15 protein-coding genes are annotated in these 16,666 nt (G+C 74.2%); 9 read left to right on the plus strand and 6 right to left on the minus strand.

The annotated features are described in order from the left end of the window. The first annotated feature begins 289 nt into the window (after nt 1–289). The 3 genes from D7318_RS09910 (at nt 290) to D7318_RS09920 (ending at nt 4,189) form a co-directional block, all read left to right on the plus strand. On the plus strand, nt 290–1,564 hold the full coding sequence (locus D7318_RS09910) for an ROK family transcriptional regulator (protein WP_230423588.1): 1,275 nt from the start codon (nt 290–292) through the stop codon (nt 1,562–1,564). Between the two features lie 247 nt (nt 1,565–1,811). After that, the gene (locus D7318_RS09915; protein ID WP_230423590.1) at nt 1,812–3,017 is read left to right on the plus strand and encodes a cytochrome P450; all 1,206 of its coding nucleotides are present in this window, start codon (nt 1,812–1,814) and stop codon (nt 3,015–3,017) included. 77 nt (nt 3,018–3,094) lie between these two features. Continuing rightward, complete coding sequence (locus D7318_RS09920) at nt 3,095–4,189, plus strand: type III polyketide synthase (RefSeq protein ID WP_120696534.1); 1,095 nt, start codon at nt 3,095–3,097, stop codon at nt 4,187–4,189. Here D7318_RS09920 and D7318_RS09925 read toward each other — a convergent pair. Continuing rightward, nucleotides 4,186–4,698, minus strand: a complete 513-nt coding sequence (locus D7318_RS09925; RefSeq protein ID WP_120696535.1) for an NUDIX domain-containing protein — start codon at nt 4,696–4,698, stop codon at nt 4,186–4,188. The genes D7318_RS09920 and D7318_RS09925 overlap by 4 nt on opposite strands. Nucleotides 4,699–4,731: 33 nt before the next feature. Then, on the minus strand, nt 4,732–5,835 hold the full coding sequence (locus D7318_RS09930; RefSeq protein ID WP_120696536.1) for an FAD-dependent oxidoreductase: 1,104 nt from the start codon (nt 5,833–5,835) through the stop codon (nt 4,732–4,734). Between the two features lie 87 nt (nt 5,836–5,922). On the opposite strand from D7318_RS09930, the gene D7318_RS09935 reads away from it, so the two are divergent. Further along, the gene (locus tag D7318_RS09935) at nt 5,923–6,351 is read left to right on the plus strand and encodes an HIT family protein (RefSeq protein WP_220729590.1); all 429 of its coding nucleotides are present in this window, start codon (nt 5,923–5,925) and stop codon (nt 6,349–6,351) included. Here D7318_RS09935 and D7318_RS09940 read toward each other — a convergent pair. Next, nucleotides 6,326–7,402 (minus strand): ATP-dependent DNA ligase, encoded by a 1,077-nt coding sequence (locus D7318_RS09940; RefSeq protein WP_120696538.1) that lies wholly within the window; start codon nt 7,400–7,402, stop codon nt 6,326–6,328. The genes D7318_RS09935 and D7318_RS09940 overlap by 26 nt on opposite strands. 77 nt (nt 7,403–7,479) lie before the next feature. On the opposite strand from D7318_RS09940, the gene ligD reads away from it, so the two are divergent. Continuing rightward, nucleotides 7,480–8,517 (plus strand): non-homologous end-joining DNA ligase, encoded by a 1,038-nt coding sequence (gene ligD, locus D7318_RS09945; RefSeq protein ID WP_120696539.1) that lies wholly within the window; start codon nt 7,480–7,482, stop codon nt 8,515–8,517. On the opposite strand, the gene rho is transcribed toward ligD, so the two are convergent. The 3 genes from rho to D7318_RS09960 form a co-directional block, all read right to left on the minus strand. Beyond that, entirely contained in the window at nt 8,492–9,691 is a 1,200-nt protein-coding gene (gene rho / locus D7318_RS09950; RefSeq protein WP_120696540.1) for a transcription termination factor Rho, read from the minus strand. The two genes, ligD and rho, sit on opposite strands and share 26 nt — an antisense overlap. Nucleotides 9,692–9,961: 270 nt before the next feature. Then, nucleotides 9,962–10,777, minus strand: coding sequence for an SAM-dependent methyltransferase (locus D7318_RS09955; protein ID WP_120696541.1), 816 nt, complete (start codon nt 10,775–10,777; stop codon nt 9,962–9,964). A 106-nt stretch (nt 10,778–10,883) separates the two neighbouring features. After that, a complete protein-coding gene (locus D7318_RS09960; protein ID WP_230423592.1) occupies nt 10,884–12,023 on the minus strand; it encodes an 8-amino-7-oxononanoate synthase in 1,140 nt (379 codons plus the stop codon). A gap of 170 nt (nt 12,024–12,193) precedes the next feature. Here D7318_RS09960 and bioB point away from each other — a divergent pair, with 170 nt between their 5' ends. The 4 genes from bioB (at nt 12,194) to D7318_RS09980 (ending at nt 16,649) form a co-directional block, all read left to right on the plus strand. After that, entirely contained in the window at nt 12,194–13,258 is a 1,065-nt protein-coding gene (gene bioB / locus D7318_RS09965) for a biotin synthase BioB (RefSeq protein ID WP_120696543.1), read from the plus strand. After that, a complete protein-coding gene (locus D7318_RS09970) occupies nt 13,251–14,579 on the plus strand; it encodes an adenosylmethionine--8-amino-7-oxononanoate transaminase (protein ID WP_120696544.1) in 1,329 nt (442 codons plus the stop codon). The genes bioB and D7318_RS09970 overlap by 8 nt, the downstream gene beginning before the upstream one ends. 11 nt (nt 14,580–14,590) lie before the next feature. Further along, nucleotides 14,591–15,349 (plus strand): dethiobiotin synthase, encoded by a 759-nt coding sequence (gene bioD, locus D7318_RS09975; RefSeq protein WP_120696678.1) that lies wholly within the window; start codon nt 14,591–14,593, stop codon nt 15,347–15,349. 292 nt (nt 15,350–15,641) lie between these two features. Next, nucleotides 15,642–16,649: a LacI family DNA-binding transcriptional regulator gene (locus tag D7318_RS09980; RefSeq protein WP_120696545.1), complete on the plus strand. Its 1,008-nt coding sequence runs from the start codon at nt 15,642–15,644 to the stop codon at nt 16,647–16,649. Nucleotides 16,650–16,666 lie beyond the last annotated feature (17 nt).

Here is a 16,666-nt window from a genome sequence, read left to right on the forward strand (position 1 = left end):
CCCACCGTTGGGGCATGGGCGGAGTCACCCAGGGGTATGTGATTGTTAAGCCGCCGAATTAACAAAGTCAACCCCCTAAAGACACGAACGGACAACGACGGGCATGAATCGTGACCGACACGGTGCGCCTTCACAGGAGCACCGTGCGCCACGAGAAACCCTTCGCCGCCCTCCCCGGGGAAAGACCTGGCAGACTCGTTCGTCAGGCAAATAAACTAAGCATCGCTCAGCGTGACACCGACGCTGCGCAGTGATGTCGCGGACTCCCGTGAACGATGCGGAGGACTCAGTGAGCGGACCAGCGGGCGCCACCCCCCATGCCAGCAGCAGGGCGGCCGTCCTCGATGTGATCCGTGCCGCCGGCACCATCAGCCGGGTCGGGATCGTCAAGGCGACCGGCTTCACCGGCGCCACCATCTCGACCGTGGTCAGGCGTCTCATCGACGACGGCCTCGTGGTGGAGACGGGGCGGGCGGAATCCACCGGCGGCAAGCGCCGGGTGCTGCTCCAGCTCAACCAGTCCTCCCGTTTCGCGGTCGGCGTGCATCTGGACCACGCGGGGCTCACCTACGTCCTCACCAACCTGGGAGGGTCGGTGGTCGCCCGGATGTCCCGCGCGGGTGTCGGCACCGACGATCCACCGGCCGTCGTGGACAGGATCACCACGGAGGTCGACGCGCTGATCGACGGAGCCGGTATCGACCGAAGCAGGATACTGGGCCTCGGACTTGTGGCTCCGGGGCCCTTGAACCAGACCGGCGGCATGCCGCTCTACCCGCCCGCGATGCGGCATTGGAAACACTTTCCCCTCCACAGCGAGCTGGCCGCGACCACGGGACTGCCCGTCGTCCTGGAGAACGACGCGACCGCCGCCGCGCTCGGCGAGCACTGGTCGGGCGACGTCGGCGGCACCGCCACGTTCGCCGCCGTCTACATGGGCACCGGCATCGGCGCGGGCCTGATGGTCAACGGGGTCACCTATCGCGGCTTCGGCGGGAACGCCGGGGAGATCGGCCACATCTGCCTCGACCTCGAGGGCCCCGACTGCTGGTGCGGGGCGCGCGGTTGCACCGAGCAGCTCGCGGGGCCTGGCGCGGTGGTGGCCGCGGCGCTCGCCGACCCCGAGCTGACGCGCTCGGCCGGGCTCTCCAGCGGGGGCGAGGCGCCGCGCAGGGTCGCGGACTTCGCGGCCGTCACGCGCGCCGCGCTGCGCGGCGACGCGGCGGCGCGCGCGCTGCTCGAGCGCTCCGCGCGCTGTCTCGCGGTGGCCGCGCGGACGCTGGCCAATGTGATGGACCTGGAGCAGCTGGTGCTCACGGGGCCCAGCCTCGCCATCGCGGGCTCGATCTATCTGCCGGTGGTGCAGGACGAGTTGGACCGGGCGTTCTTCTCGCGGGCCACCCACTCCGTCACCGTCAGGCTCTCCCGCTCGGCCGCCACCGCCCCGGCGATCGGCGCCGCGGCGCTCGTCCTCCAGTCGGAGCTCGTTCCGCTGCGCGAGGGGCTCCGCCTCCCCGGGAACCTGGCGGACGCCGAGCCGTTGGGCCACCCCGCGGCGGGCTGACCCGGGGCCGACGGCGGGGCGGCGCGCGGCGGGGCGGGCGAGCCAGGCGCCGCCCCTTCCACGCTGGCCAGGGCTGGGCCCGCGCTCCTACGCGGCGTCATAATCACCACCCCAACCTTCCCCGAAAGGGTTAATTCGCCCGGCCCCGCACATGATCGGCCGGGCCCGGGGGGACACACCGGTCGTCCAGGCGAATGGACCGTTGCACCGTTGCGGTGCGGCGGCCCACGACGATGGGAGCCTCGGGGTGGAACCCTCAGAGACCGTGTTCACCTGCCCGTTCGACTTCGCCGACGGGCTCGAGTTCGACCCGTTGCTCAGGCAACTGATGACGGAAGCGCCCATCGCCAGGATCCGGATGTCCTACGGCCAGGGCGAGGCGTGGCTGGTGACCCGCTTCGAGGACGTCAGGGTCGTGACCAGCGACCGCAGATTCAGCCGGGCCGCGGTGGCGGGGCGCGACTTCCCGCGGATGACCCCGGCGCCGATCGTGCAGGACGAATCGATCAACCTGCTCGACCCGCCCGAGAGTTCGCGGCTTCGCCGACTGGTGTCCCAGGCGTTCACCGCGCCGAAGGTCGACGCCATGCGCCCCGCGACCCAGCGCATCGTGGACGAGCTGATCGACGGGATGGCCGAGCAGGGCCCGCCCGCCGACCTCGTCAAGCACCTGTCGAGCCAGCTGCCGCTGACCACCATCTGCGAGGTGCTCGAGATCCCCGACGCGGACCGCCCCGAGCTGCGCGCGCGTGCCGTGGCGATGATGAACGTCGGCGCCACCACGCGCGAGGCGGCCGTGCGGGCCAAGGCCGAGCTGCGGGCGTACTTCGCCGACCTGACCGCGCGCCGCCGCGCGGAGCCCGGCGACGACCTGATCAGCTCCCTGGCGACCGCGCGGGACGGCGACGAGGTGCTCGGCACCGACGAGTTGACCGTGATGGCCATGGTGCTCCTGATGACGGGGCACGACACCAGCACGTACCAGCTGAGCAACATCACCTACACCCTGCTCACGCACCCCGAGCAGCGCGAGAAGCTGCGCGCCACGCCCGAGTTGCTGCCCAGGGCGCTCGAGGAGCTGCTGCGGTACATCCCGTTCCGCAAGGGAGTGGGCATCCCGCGCATCGCGACCGAGGACGTGGAGCTCGGCGGGGTCACGATCAGGAAGAACGACACGGTCCACGTGTCCTACCTGGCCGCCAACCGCGACCCGGCCCGCTTCGAGCACCCCGACGAGCTGGACCTCGACCGGCCCACGGCGCCGCACATGACGTTCGGCTGGGGGGCCCACCACTGCATCGGCGCGCCGCTCGCGCTGATGGAGCTGGAGCTGGCGATCGGCACGCTGCTGCGCCGCTTTCCCGGGCTCGCCCTCGCGGTCCCGGCCTCCGAGGTGCGCTGGAACGACGAGTCGATCTGGCGTTACCCGTATGAGCTCCCGGTCACGTGGTGACCGGGCCGTCCGACGACACAGCCATCGGTGCCACGGCGTCGTCGCCCTGACGACGCACGTGGCAAGGGGAGGGGATCATGGCCATTCTCTGTAGACCGTCGATCGCGGTTCCCGAGTACGTGCTCACCATGGAGCACACTCTGGAGCTCGCACGCACGCTGCACGCCGACCATCCGCAGCTCGGCCTCGCGCTGCGGCTGATCGAGAACACGGGGGTGAAGACCCGGCACATCGTCCAGCCCATCGAGGAGACGCTGCGCCACCCGGGCTTCGAGGCCCGCAACACCGTGTACGAGGAGGAGGCCAAGCGGCGCGTCCCGCCCGTGGTCTTCAGGGCGCTCGACAACGCCGGGCTCGGCGTGAACGACATCGACCTGATCGTCTATGTGTCGTGCACGGGCTTCATGATGCCGTCGATGACGGCCTGGCTCATCAACACCCTGGGCTTTCGGACCGACACCAGGCAGCTGCCCATCGCCCAGCTCGGCTGCGCGGCCGGTGGCGCGGCGATCAACCGGGCCCACGACTTCTGCCTGGCCTACCCCGACTCCAACGCCCTCATCGTCGCGTGCGAGTTCTGCTCGCTGTGCTACCAGCCCACCGACATCGGCGTGGGCTCGCTGCTGTCCAACGGCCTCTTCGGGGACGGCGTGGCGGCGGCCGTGGTGCGGGGCCGGGGCGGCAGCGGCGTGCTGCTCGAGCGCAACGGCTCGCACCTGGTGCCCGACACCGAGGACTGGATCAGCTACGCGGTGCGCGGCACCGGATTCCACTTCCTGCTCGACAAGCGGGTGCCGACGACGATGAAGATGCTGGCGCCCGCGCTGTGGACGCTTGCCACCGCGCACGAGTGGGAGATCTCCGATCTTGACTTCCACATCGTGCACGCGGGCGGCCCCCGCATCCTGGACGACCTGTGCCACTTCCTCGAGGTGGACCCCGAGATGTTCCGCTTCAGCAGGGCCACCCTCACCGAGCGCGGGAACATCGCGAGTTGCGTCGTCTTCGACGCCCTGGACCGCCTCTTCGAGGAGGGGGGTGTCGAGAACGCCGCCCGGGGGCAGATCGCGGGCTTCGGGCCCGGCATCACCGCGGAGATCGCGCTGGGCCGATGGGTCGCCGCTGAGCGGGGCACCATCCCACCCCAGGCGCTGCGCGCGGCGGTCGTCTAGGACGCGGCGGCGAACCAGGCGGTCACGGCCGCGGTGTGCGTGGGGAACGCCAGCTCGTCCGGCTCGGTGAGGACAAGCCACTCGGTGGCCTCGTCGGTGGCGGCGGACGGCGGCAGGTCGGCGGGGTGCCGGGGCGGCAGCACGGCGAACACGTTGAGCGTCCGGTCGCCGTTCCGCACGTCGAACAGCGTGGCCCCTGCCGGGTCGGCGATCAGCCCCGTCTCCTCGCGCAGCTCCCGCACCACGGCCTGCTCCCAGGTCTCGCCCAGCTCCATGTAGCCGCCGGGCAGCGCCAGCTCGCCGCGGCAGGGCTCGATGTCGCGGCGCACCACGACCAGGCCCCTGACCCCGTCGCCCTCGACCGGGAGCAACGCGACGGCGACGGGCAGGGGGTTGGCCCAGTGGGTCTCCCCGCACCCCGGGCAGTCCCTCGGCCAGCCGACGCCGACGGCGTAGCCGGTCCCGCAGTAGGGGCAGTGGGTGACGGCACGGCCGTATGTGTAGACCATTCGTGCATCCTAGGGCTCTCACCTGTGCTGTCGTTACATCGACAAAGGAACGCGGGTGGGGGCGGTGGCCTCGGCGTCGAGCAGGGCGATGATCTCGTTGACGGCGGCGCGGCCCGCCCGGTTGGCGCCGACGGTGCTCGCCGAAGGTCCGTAACCGACCAGGTGGACGCGGGGGTCCCGCACCGCACGCGTTCCCTCGACGCGGATGCCGCCACCCGGCTCGCGGAGCCTCAGCGGGGCCAGGTGGTCGATCGCGGCGCGGAAGCCCGTGGCCCACAGGACGGTGTCCAGGGCGACGGTGGTGCCGTCCGGCCACGCGGCGCCGCCGGGGGTGAGGCGCTCGATCATGGGCCGCCGGCGCAGCACGCCGCTCGCCAGGCCCGCGCGGACGGCCTCGGACATCGGCAGCCCGGTCACCGAGACGACGCTCCGCGGCGGCAGCCCCTGGGTGACCCTGGCCTCGACCAGGGCGACGGCCTCGCGGCCCGCGTTCTCCCCGAAGGTCTCCCTGAAGACGGGCGGGCGGCGGGTCACCCAGGTCGTCTCCGCGGCGACGCCGTCGAGCTCGAGCACGTGCGAGACGGCCGATGTGCCGCCGCCGACGACCAGCACGCGCTCCCCGGCGAACGCGTCGGGGCCCGGGTAGCCCGCGGTGTGCAGCTGCCGCCCGCCGAAGGTGGCCCGGCCCTGGACATGCGGCCAGAACGGGCGGTCCCAGGTGCCGGTGGCGTTGATCAGCGCCCGCGCGGTCCACTCCCCCACCGACGAGACGACGGTGAGCCGCCCGTCGCCCGCCTCGCGCACCGCGGTGACGTCCACGGGGCGGAGCACGGACAGCTCGAACGCGCGCTCGTAGTCGGCGAAGTACGCGCCGATCACCTCGGACGAGGGGCGCGCGGGGTCGGCCCCTGTCAGCTCCATGCCGGGCAGGGCGTGCATGCCGTGGACGCGGCCGTAGGTCAGGGTCGGCCAGCGGAACTGCCAGGCGCCGCCGGGGTCTGGGGCGTGGTCAAGGACCACGAAGTCGCGCCCCGGGGCCAGCCCACGGCGGCGCAGATGGTAGGCGGCCGACAGGCCCGCCTGCCCGCCGCCGACGACCACGACCTCGACCTCGGTCCCGACCTCCGCTGCGTTCATACAAGCGTCAACCATCGAGCGGCCGCCGCGCTTCCCGGCGCCGCTTCCCCGCTCCGCTTTTCGGCCGCCGGGTGTTCACTGGAGCGCGTGGACTGCCTCTTCTGTTCGATCATCGACGGCGAGACGCCCGCGCACCGGGTCTTCGACGACGGCGCGGTGGTGGCGTTCCTCGACATACGGCCGCTCTTCCCCGGCCATCTGCTCGCGGTGCCACGGCGGCACGTGGAGACGCTGACCGACCTGCCCGAGCCCGACGTCGGCCCGTACTACACGCGGGTGCGGCTGCTGACCGCGGCGGTGGAGCGCGCGATGGGCGCGGACGGCTCGTTCGTCGCCGCGAACAACCGGGTGAGCCAGTCCGTCCCGCACTTCCACACGCACATCGTGCCGCGCCGCAGGAAGGACGGGCTGCGCGGCTTCTTCTGGCCGCGCACGAAGTACGCCGACGACGCGGAGGCCGCGGCGGTGGCCGAGCGCGTGCGGGCGGCGGTCAGCGCGGAGGGCGGCGGGCGCTGAGCACCTCGGCCAGGTCGAACGAGACGGGCTCGTCGAGCTGCGCATAGGTGCAGCTGCCCGGCTCGCGGTCCGGGCGCCAGCGGCGGAAGCGCGCGGTGTGCCTGAAGCGGTCGCCCTGCATGTGGTCATAGGCGACCTCGCACACCCGCTCGGGCCGCAGCGGCACCCAGGAGAGGTTCTTGCCGCCGCTCCACCGGCTGGGCGCGCCCGGCATGCGGCTCTCCTCGTGGGCCCGCTCGTCGCCCCACGCGGCCCACGGGTGGCCCTCGGCGGACTCCATGCGCAGCGGCGCGAGCTCGGCCATCAGCTCCTCGCGGCGGCGCATGGTGAACGACGCGGAGACGCCGACGTGTTGAAGGCGCCCGCCGTCGTCGTAGAGGCCGAGCAGCAGCGAGCCGACGACGGGCCCCGAGGTGTGCTCGCGCAGCCCCGCGACGACGCAGTCGGCCGTGCGCTCGTGCTTGACCTTGACCATGGCCCGCTCGCCCGGGCGGTAGGTGAGGTCGGGCGGCTTGCCGATCACGCCGTCGAGCCCGGCGCCCTCGTACTGCTCGTACCAGCGCCTCGCCAGGTCGGGGTCGCGCGTGGCGGGGGTGACGAAGACGGGCGCGCGGGTGTCGCGCAGGGCGGCGGCCAGGGCGGTGCGGCGCTCGTGGAGCGGGGCGTCGAGCAGCGCGTCGTCGCCGAGGGCGAGCACGTCGAACGCGACGAACGTGGCGGGTGAGCGCTCGGCCAGCATCCGCACCCGGGACTCGGCGGGGTGGACGCGTTCGAGCAGGGCGTCGAAGTCGAGCCGGTCGCCGGTGACGATCACGATCTCGCCGTCCATGACGCAGCGCGGCGGCAGCAGCGCGCGGAAGGCGTCGACCAGCTCGGGGAAGTACCGGGTGAGGGGCTTGGTGGTGCGGCTGTGGACCTCGATCTCGTCGCCGTCGCGGAAGACGATCGCGCGGAAGCCGTCCCACTTGGCCTCGTAGTGCAGCCCGTCGGGGATGCGGGCGACGGGCTTGGCCAGCATGGGCTTGACGGGCGGCATCACCGGGAGGTCCATGACGGGGATTCTGCTGGCCGCCCCCGGGTGCCGCCCGCCGACGGGCGCGTTCGAGTGCCCCGGCCTACGGTGGCGACATGGCGAACGCCCTCGAGCTGACCGTCGGTGAGCACACGGTCAGGCTGAGCAATCCCGACCGGGTGTACTTCCCCGAGCGCGGCTTCACCAAGCTCGACCTCGCGCGGTACTACATCGCGGTCGGGGACGGCATCGTGCGGGCCCTGAAGGACCGGCCGACCACGTTGGAGCGCTACCCGGAGGGCGTCGGGGGCGAGTCGTTCTTCCAGAAGCGCGCGCCCAAGCACCTGCCCGACTGGATCCCGACCGGGCGGATCTCGTTCCCGAGCGGTCGCCACGCGGACGAGATCTGTCCGAACGAGACGGCCGCGGTCGTCTGGGCGGCCAACCTCGGCTGTCTGACGTTCCACCCCTGGCCGGTGCGGCGCGCGGACACCGAGCACCCCGACGAGCTGCGGATCGACCTCGACCCGCAGCCTGGCACCGGGTACGCGGACGCGGTGCGGGCGGCGGGCGAGCTGCGGCCGCTGCTCGATGAGCTGGGCCTTGTGGGCTGGCCGAAGACCTCGGGCGGGCGCGGGCTGCACGTCTTCGTGCCGATCGTGCCGGAGTGGACGTTCCCGCAGGTGCGGCGCGCGGCCATCGCCATCGCGCGGGAGCTCGAGCGGCGCGCGCCCGAGCGGATCACCACCGCGTGGTGGAAGGAGGAGCGCGGCGAGCGGATCTTCGTCGACTACAACCAGACCGCCCGCGACCGGACGATCGCGAGCGCCTACTCCGTGCGCCCCCGCCCGCTGGCCCCGGTGTCGGCGCCGCTGCGGTGGGACGAGGTGCCCGAGGCGGTGCCCGAGGACTTCGACCTGGCGTCGATGCCCGCGCGGTTCACGGCGGTGGGCGACGTGCACGCCGCGATGGCCGAGCGCCCTTGCCGCCTCGACGCCGCGCTCGAGCTGGCCGACCGCGACGAGCGGGAGCACGGCCTGGGCGATCTGCCCTACCCGCCCGACCACCCGAAGGTCGAGGGCGAGCCCCCGCGCGTGCAGCCGAGCCGCGCCAAGGGCGCGGGCCGGGTCAGACGGGGAGGGTCGTCAGGCTGACGCGGCGCAGGAACTCCGCGTTGCTGCCCGTCTCCCGCAGCCGGTCGAGCAGGATCTCGACGGCCTGGCGCGGGTCGCGGTCCCCCAGCGCCCTGCGCAGCCCGTGCACGGCGGCCAGCTCGGCGGGCGGGGTGAGGATCTCCTCGCGGCGGGTGCCCGAGGGGTCGAGGTCCACGGCGGGGAAGACGCGGCGCCCCGCCAGCACGCGGTCGAGGCGCAGCTCCATGTTGCCGGTGCTCTTGAGCTCCTCGAAGAAGAAGTCGTCGGCGCGGGAGCCGGTGTCCACCAGGGCGGTGGCCAGGATGGTCAACGAGCCGCCGCCCTCGATCGCGCGGGCCGCGCCGAACAGGCGCTTGGGCGGGTGCAGCGCGGAGGCGTCGACGCCGCCGCTGAGCACGCGCCCGGTGGAGCGCGCGGCCATGTTGTGGGCGCGGCACAGGCGGGTGAGGGAGTCGAGCAGGATCACCACGTCCTCGCCGCGCTCGACGCGGCGCTTGGCGCGTTCGACCGCGAGCGCGGCGACGGCCGTGTGGTCGCGCGGGGGCCGGTCGAACGGCGACGCGATGACCTCGGCGGGCACCGAGCGGCGCATGTCGGTGACCTCCTCGGGGCGCTCGTCGAGCAGGACGGCCATGACGTGGCACTCGGGGTGGTTGTGGGCCAGGGCTCCGGCGACGGCCTTGAGGATCATGGTCTTGCCGGTCTTGGGCGGCGCCACGATCAGCCCGCGCTGGCCCTTGCCGATGGGCGTCAGCAGGTCGATGACGCGGGTGGCGAGCTGGCCCCTGGTGGTCTCGAGGGTGAGGCGGCGATTCGGGTGGACGGGGGTGAGGGAGGCGAACTCCGGGCGGTCGGCGAGGCGTTCGGGCCGCTGCCCTTCGACCAGGTCGAGGCGCGCGAGGCGGCGCGAGGCGTTCCGCCCCGCGCCCCGCCGGGTCACGGTGCCCTCGACGTGGTCGCCGGGGCGCAGCCCGTGGCGGCGGGCCTGGTCGGGGTGGAGCGGGATGTCGCCAGGGCCCGGCAGATAGCCGTCGGCGCGGATGACGAGGTGGCCCTCGCGGCCTTCGCGGCCTTCGGCCGGGGCGAGGAGCCCGGCGACCCGCTCGTCGGTGGCGGCGGTCGGCGCGCGGTCGGGCGCGCGGTCGAGTGCGGGTGCGGGTGCGGTGATGGTCATACGGGGGATCTCCAGGGGTGGTGCGGACAGGGCCGGGTGAGGGGTGGACGCCGTGAGCACGGCGGGGCGAACGGCCTCGGGCGGCGCCGGTGAGCGGCGCGCGGGACCCTGGGGCCGGTGCCGGGAAACGCGCCCCACGGAGTGCGGGAGCCGCGCGAGAAGCGGCGACAAGGCCGCGGAGTGAAGGGCACGGACGCCGGAAAGGGGCGTACGGACGTGCCACGTTCAGGGTACACCCGGCCACGCGGGGCCGGTAGGGGAGGCGACGGATCAGGGCTTGCGGCCGACGCCGCCCGCCTGGCCGAGGTCCTGCGGCTCGCCGATCGCGGCCAGCTCGGGCCGCCAGCGGGTGACGGGGACGACACCGGGCTCGACCAGCTCGAGGCCGTCGAAGTACCCGGCGATCTCGTCCATCGTGCGCAGCCGGTAGGGGATGGCGCCCGACTCGTTGTACTCCCGCTGGGCGCTGACGTAGACGTCGTCGGTGTCGGTGCCCTCGTTGAGCGAGAGATGGCTGCCGGGGGGCAGCCCGCCCATGAGCCCGCGGACGATGTCGCGCGCGCCCTCGTAGGTGGGCACATGGCCGAGGATGCCGCTGAGGATCAGCCCGACGGGGCGCGACAGGTCCAACGTCCCCGCCGCGCGGCGCAGGATCTCCTCGGGGTCGCGCAGGTCAGCCTCGATGTACTCGGTCGCGCCCTCGGGCGTCGACGTCAGCAGGGCGTGCGCGTGCATCAGCACCAGCGGGTCGTTGTCCACGTAGACGACGCGGGAGTCGGGGGCGACGCGCTGGGCGATCTGGTGGGTGTTGTCGGCGGTGGGCAGGCCCGTTCCGACGTCGAGGAACTGGCGGAGGCCCGCATCGCGCGCCAGGAAGCGCACCGAGCGGGCCAGGAACTGCCGCGAGGCGCGGGCGATGTCCACGATGCCGGGGAACGCCCTGCGGTAGGCGTCGCCCGCCGCGCGGTCCACCTCGTAGTTGTCCTTGCCGCCGAGCCAGTAGTTCCAGATCCTGGCCGAGTGCGGCACGGACGTGTCGATCTTCGAGACCGGGTCGGAGCGGGGGGTGGACGCGTCGTCTGTCACCGGAGGTCTCCTGCCGTGGGGCTGCTGGTCCCTGCCGCCCTCAACGTAACCGCGCCACCGCGGGCACGCGCACCCGTGACACGCCCGGGCGGCTTCAGGGGCGGCGTCATGGGCGCGGGGCCGTGGTGAGGATGGTCGCCAACGCGCGGTTGAGCGCGCCCCTGGTCAGGTCGGCGCGGGCGGTCAGGCGCAGCCGCGAGACGCCGTCGGGGACGGACGGCGGGCGGAAGCAGCCCACCGCGACGCCCGCGGCGCGGCACTCCGCCGCCCAGCCGACCGCGGCCTCGGGCGAGGGCGCGCGGACCGACACCACCGCGGCGTCGGGGCGCGCGGCGCTCAGCCCGCCCGCGGTCAGCCGCCGGTGCAGGGTGGCCGCGTGGGACCTGGCGCGCTCGGCGCGTCCGGGCTCGCGGCGCAGCAGCCGCAGGGCGCCGAGCGCGGCGCCCGCGGCGGCCGGGGCGAGGCCGGTGTCGAAGATGAACGTGCGGGCGGCGTTGACCAGGTGGTCGATCACGCGGCGCGGGCCGAGGACCGCGCCGCCCTGGCTGCCGAGCGACTTGGAGAGGGTGACCGTCGCGACCACGTCGGGGGCGCCCGCGAGCCCGGCGGCGGCGACCGCGCCCCGGCCGCCCTCGCCCAGCACGCCGAGGCCGTGGGCGTCGTCGACGATCAACGCGGCGCCGCGCTCCCTGCACACCGCGGCGAGCGCGGGCAGCGGGGCGGCGTCGCCGTCGACCGAGAACACCGAGTCGGTGACGGCCAGCGCGCGCCCCTGGTGGCGGTCGAGGGCCTTGTCGAACGCGGCGGGGTCGGCGTGCGGCACCACCGCGACCTCGGCGTGGGCCAGGCGGCAGCCGTCGATGAGCGAGGCGTGGTTGCCCGCGTCGGAGGCGATCAGCGTTCCGCGGCCGCCCAGTGCGGTGAGGGCGGCGAGATTGGCGGCATAGCCGGAGGCCAGCACGAGCGCGGCCTCGAAGCCGCAGAAGTCCGCGAGCTCCGCCTCGAGTTCGGCGTGCAGCGCGGTGCTCCCCGTGACCAGGCGCGAGCCGGTGGCGCCCGCGCCCCAGCGCTCGGCCGCCTCGACGGCGGCGGCGATCACCTCGGGGTGGCGGGCCAGGCCGAGGTAGTCGTTGCCCGCCAGGTCGAGCGGTGCCGCGTCGGCGGCGCGGGGGCGCAACTCGCGGTGCAGCCCGGCTCGGTGGCGGCGCGCGGCCTCGTCGTCGAGCCAGCCGAGGGCGTCGTGCACCGGCCGCGGCCCTCCCGTTGTCCCGTGGTCCCACCGTCCCCTTGTGGGCTGCCCATAAAGGTAACGGGCGGCCATGCCGGGCGTCAGTGGCGATGTGCACATTCGGCGCCCTGGCCTGTTGTACGTTCCCTCCTTGGCCGGGCCGCCGCGCGTGGGCGAGGATCGAGCGCATGGACCTGCTGAACACCCTGGTGGACAAGGGACTTCGCCGCGAGGCGCCCACCCGCGACGAGGCGCTGGCCGTGCTGGCGACCACCGACGACCAGCTGCTCGACGTGGTCGCCGCGGCCGGGAAGGTGCGCCGCCAGTGGTTCGGGCGGCGGGTGAAGCTCAACTACCTGGTCAACCTCAAGTCGGGCCTGTGCCCCGAGGACTGCTCCTACTGCTCCCAGCGCCTCGGCTCCAAGGCCGGGATCCTGAAATACACCTGGCTCAAGCCCGGCGAGGCCGCGGACGCCGCGAGCGCCGGGGTCGCGGGCGGCGCCAAGCGCGTGTGCCTGGTGGCCAGCGGCCGCGGCCCTACCGACCGCGACGTGGACCGGGTCTCCGAGACGATCGCGGCGATCCGCGAGCGGCACGCGGACGTCGAGGTGTGCGCGTGCCTTGGGCTGCTGGGCGAGGGCCAGGCCGAGCGGCTGCGCGAGGCGGGCACCGACGCGTACAACCACAACCTCAACACCTCCGAGGCCACCTACCGCGACATCTGCACGACCCACGAGTTCGGCGACCGCGTCTCGACGGTCGAACGGGCGAAGGCGGCCGGGATGTCGGCGTGCTCGGGGATCATCGCGGGGATGGGCGAGAGCGACGAGGACCTGGTGGACGTGGTGTTCGCGCTGCGCGCCCTCGACCCCGACTCGGTGCCGGTCAACTTCCTGATCCCGTTCGAAGGAACGCCCCTGGCGGGAACGTGGGAGCTGACGCCGCGACGGGCGCTGCGGATCCTGGCGATGGTGCGGTTCGTCTGCCCCGACGCCGAGGTGCGGCTCTCGGGCGGCCGCGAGCTGCACCTGCGGTCGTTGCAGCCGCTCGCGCTGCACATCGTCAACTCGATCTTCCTGGGCGACTATCTGACCAGCGAGGGCCAGGCGGGGCAGGCCGACCTCGACATGATCGCCGACGCGGGCTTCGAGGTCGAGGGCGCGGAGACCACGACGCTGCCCGAGCACCGGGCGCGCGACCTGGTGGCGGTGCGCCGCAGGGGCGCGGGCACGGAGCTGCCGCCCAATGCGTGAGCCTGTGCCCGCGCCGTCGCCCGCGCTGGAGCCCGACGAGCTGCTCGCCCTCGACCGCGAGCACGTGTGGCACCCCTATGGCCCGATGCCGGGACGGCATGAGCCGCTGGTCGTCGAGTCGGCCTCGGGGGTGCGGCTGCGGCTGGCCCGACCGGCGTGGGGGCAGCGGGAGTTGGTGGACGGCATGGCGTCGTGGTGGTCGGCGTTGCACGGCTACGACCACCCGGTGCTCAACGCCGCGGCGACCGAGCAGCTGGGCCGCATGAGCCATGTGATGTTCGGCGGGCTCACCCATGAGCCCGGGGTGCGGCTCGCCAAGCGCCTCGTGGACATCACGCCCGCCCCGCTGCGCCATGTCTTCCTGTCCGACTCGGGCTCGGTCTCGGTCGAGGTGGCCATCAAGATGTGCCTCCAGTACTGGCGTTCGCTGGGGCGCGGCGGCAAGCGGCGGCTGCTGACGTGGCGCGGCGGGTACCACGGCGACACGTGGCACCCGATGTCGGTGTGCGACCCCGAGGGCGGAATGCACGACATCTGGTCGGGGGCGCTGCCCCGGCAGATCTTCGCCGACGTGCCGCCCGCCGGATACGACGCCGAGCCCGACCCGGCGTACGCCCGCGCGCTGCGCGAGCTGATCGCGCGGCACGCGGCCGAGGTGGCGGCGGTGATCGTGGAGCCGGTGGTGCAGAACGCCGGCGGCATGCGGTTCCACTCCCCCGGCTATCTGCGGGTGCTGCGGGAGGCGTGCTCGGAGCACGACGTGCTGCTGGTGTTCGACGAGATCGCCACGGGGTTCGGCCGGACGGGCACGCTGTTCGCCGCGGACCACGCGGGGGTGGCGCCCGATGTGATGTGCGTGGGCAAGGCGTTGACCGGCGGCTATCTGTCGATGGCGGCGACGCTGTGCACGTCGCGCGTGGCGGAGGGGATCTCGCGCGGCGAGGTGCCGGTGCTCGCGCACGGGCCGACGTTCATGGGCAACCCGCTGGCCTCGGCCGTCGCGGACGCCTCGATCGGGCTGCTGCTCTCGGGGGACTGGGCGGCCGAGGTGGCCAGGGTCGAGGCGGGCCTGCGGGCCGGGCTCGCCGCGGCCGAGGCGCTGCCTGGGGTGCGCGAGGTGCGGACGCTCGGCGCGATCGGCGTGATCGAGCTCGACCGCGAGGTGGACGTCGCCGCGGCGACGCGCGCGGCGGTGGGCCTCGGCGTGTGGCTGCGCCCCTTCCGCAACCTGGTCTACACGATGCCGCCCTATGTGACCGACGACGCGGATCTGGCGCTGATCTGCGACGCGGCGTGCGCGGCGGCACGGGCGGCGGCGTGAACGGGCGTGGCATGAACGGGCGTGGCGTGAACGGCGGTCCGCCGGGGCGTGTGCTCGTCGTGACCGGGACGGGCACCGGGGTCGGCAAGACGGTGGTGACGGCGGCGCTCGCGGTGGCCGCGCGGGCGGCGGGGCGTTCGGTCGCGGTGCTCAAGCCCGCGCAGACCGGGGTCGGGGGCGGCGAGGACGGCGACCTGGCCGAAGTGGCGCGGCTCGCCGGTCCGTCGACCGGCCCGTCGACCGCCCCCTTGACCACCAGGGAGCTGGCGCGTTACCCCGAGCCGCTGGCGCCCGCGACGGCCGCGCGGCGGGCGGGGCTGCCGCCGGTGGCGCCCGCGGACGCGGCCAAGGCGGCCGATGAGCTGGCCGAGGCGCACGACCTGGTGCTGGTCGAGGGCGCCGGTGGGCTGCTGGTGCGGTTCGACGACGCGGGCGGGACCCTCGCGGACGCGGCCGTGCTGCTCGGCGCCCCCGTGCTGATCGTCGCCGAGGCGGGCCTCGGCACGCTCAACGCCACCGCGCTCACGGCGGAGGCGCTGCGGGCCCGGGGGCTGGCCCCGGCGGGCGTGGTGGTGGGCAGCTGGCCCACCGCGCCCGACCTGGCCGCGCGCTGCAACCTGACCGACCTGCCCGAGGTGGCGGGCGCCCCGCTCCTGGGCGCGCTCCCCGCGGGCGCGGGCGCACTCCCCACGGCCGACTTCCGCACCCGGGCCCCGAGTTGGCTCGCCCCACCCCTCGGCGGCACATGGCGCCTCGCACGGCGCCCCTGAAGGACACCGCCCGGTGGCCGGGCCCGCGGTACCCACTCCGGCCGCACCAGGACCGTGGCGCGGGTGCGGCTGGCTTCTCTGCCGCGCCTGGCGGCCGGTGCCGCAAGCCCCAGCCACACCTTCCGGCCACGCCCGGACATCCACCGGAACCACCGACGGCGGCCGGGCCCCGGTGCCTCCCCGGAGGGGAACCCCTTGTCGAAACCGCACGAACGTGCGTAGCATCCCGTTGCCGTCGATCGAATCGATTCGATGAACGAGTGGGCGAACACCTCACCCCAAAGGGACCGGGATGGCAACGATCAAGGACGTCGCCGAGCGCGCGGGGGTCGCGCCCAGCACGGTGTCGTACGTCCTCAGCGGCTCGCGGAAGATCTCCGATGAGACCGCGACGGCGGTGCGCGCCGCCATCGCCGAGCTGGGCTACCACCCGCGCGCCAGCGCGCGGACGCTGCGCCGCGCGCGGAGCGAGGTGCTGGTGCTCGCCGTGCCGAGGGAGCGCGGGAAGTACCGGGCCATGGACGGGCGGTTCGCCGTGGAGATCAGCGACGCGGCGCGCGACCACGGCTACGACCTGCTGATGATGACGGACCCCGACGGCGTGGGCGGGCTGCGCCGCGTCGCGCGCAGCGGCCTCGCCGACGCCGCGATCCTCATGGCGGTCGCCGAGGCCGACCCCAGGATCGCGGCCCTGCGCGACCTCGGCTTCCCGACCGCCCTGTTGGGCCACGGGAACGAGCGCGACGAGGCCGAGCTGTCCTGGGTGGACCTCGACTGGGCCGCGGCCGTCGCCCTTGCCGTGCGGGAGACGGTGGCCGCGGGGCACCGGCGGATCGTGTTCTGGGCCTCGGCCGACCACGAGATCGCCGCCCGCAGGGGCTACGCGATGCACGGCCTGTCGGGCGCCGAGGCCGCCGCCCTCGAGACCGGCGCCGATGTGCGGGTCTGCCCGTCGAGCGCCGACCCCGACGAGCTGCGGGCCAGGCTGCGGCGCGCGCTTCGCGTGAGCCCCGCGCCGACCGCGTTGATCGTGCAGCACCTCATCCCGCTCGACACGCTGCTCGACGAGCTGGCCGCGCTCGGGCGCGGGTCACCCGACGAGCTCGCCGTCGTGCTGGTCGGCAGCCTGCCCGACGAGGCGGGCCCCGGGCGGCTGCCGCGCATCGACCTGCCCGTGGGGCGGATGTCGGCCGCCGTCGCCGGGCTCGCCGTCGCGGCGATCGACGCGGGGCCGCCCCGCCACGAGCTGATCCCGCCCCGCCTCGCCGGGGGTCCCCCCATACCTCCGCCGCACCCCTGACCGAAGGAGCCGTCGAA

The organism is Streptomyces radicis (assembly GCF_003626575.1).
Classification (GTDB): Bacteria; Actinomycetota; Actinomycetes; order Streptomycetales; family Streptomycetaceae; genus Streptomyces; species Streptomyces radicis.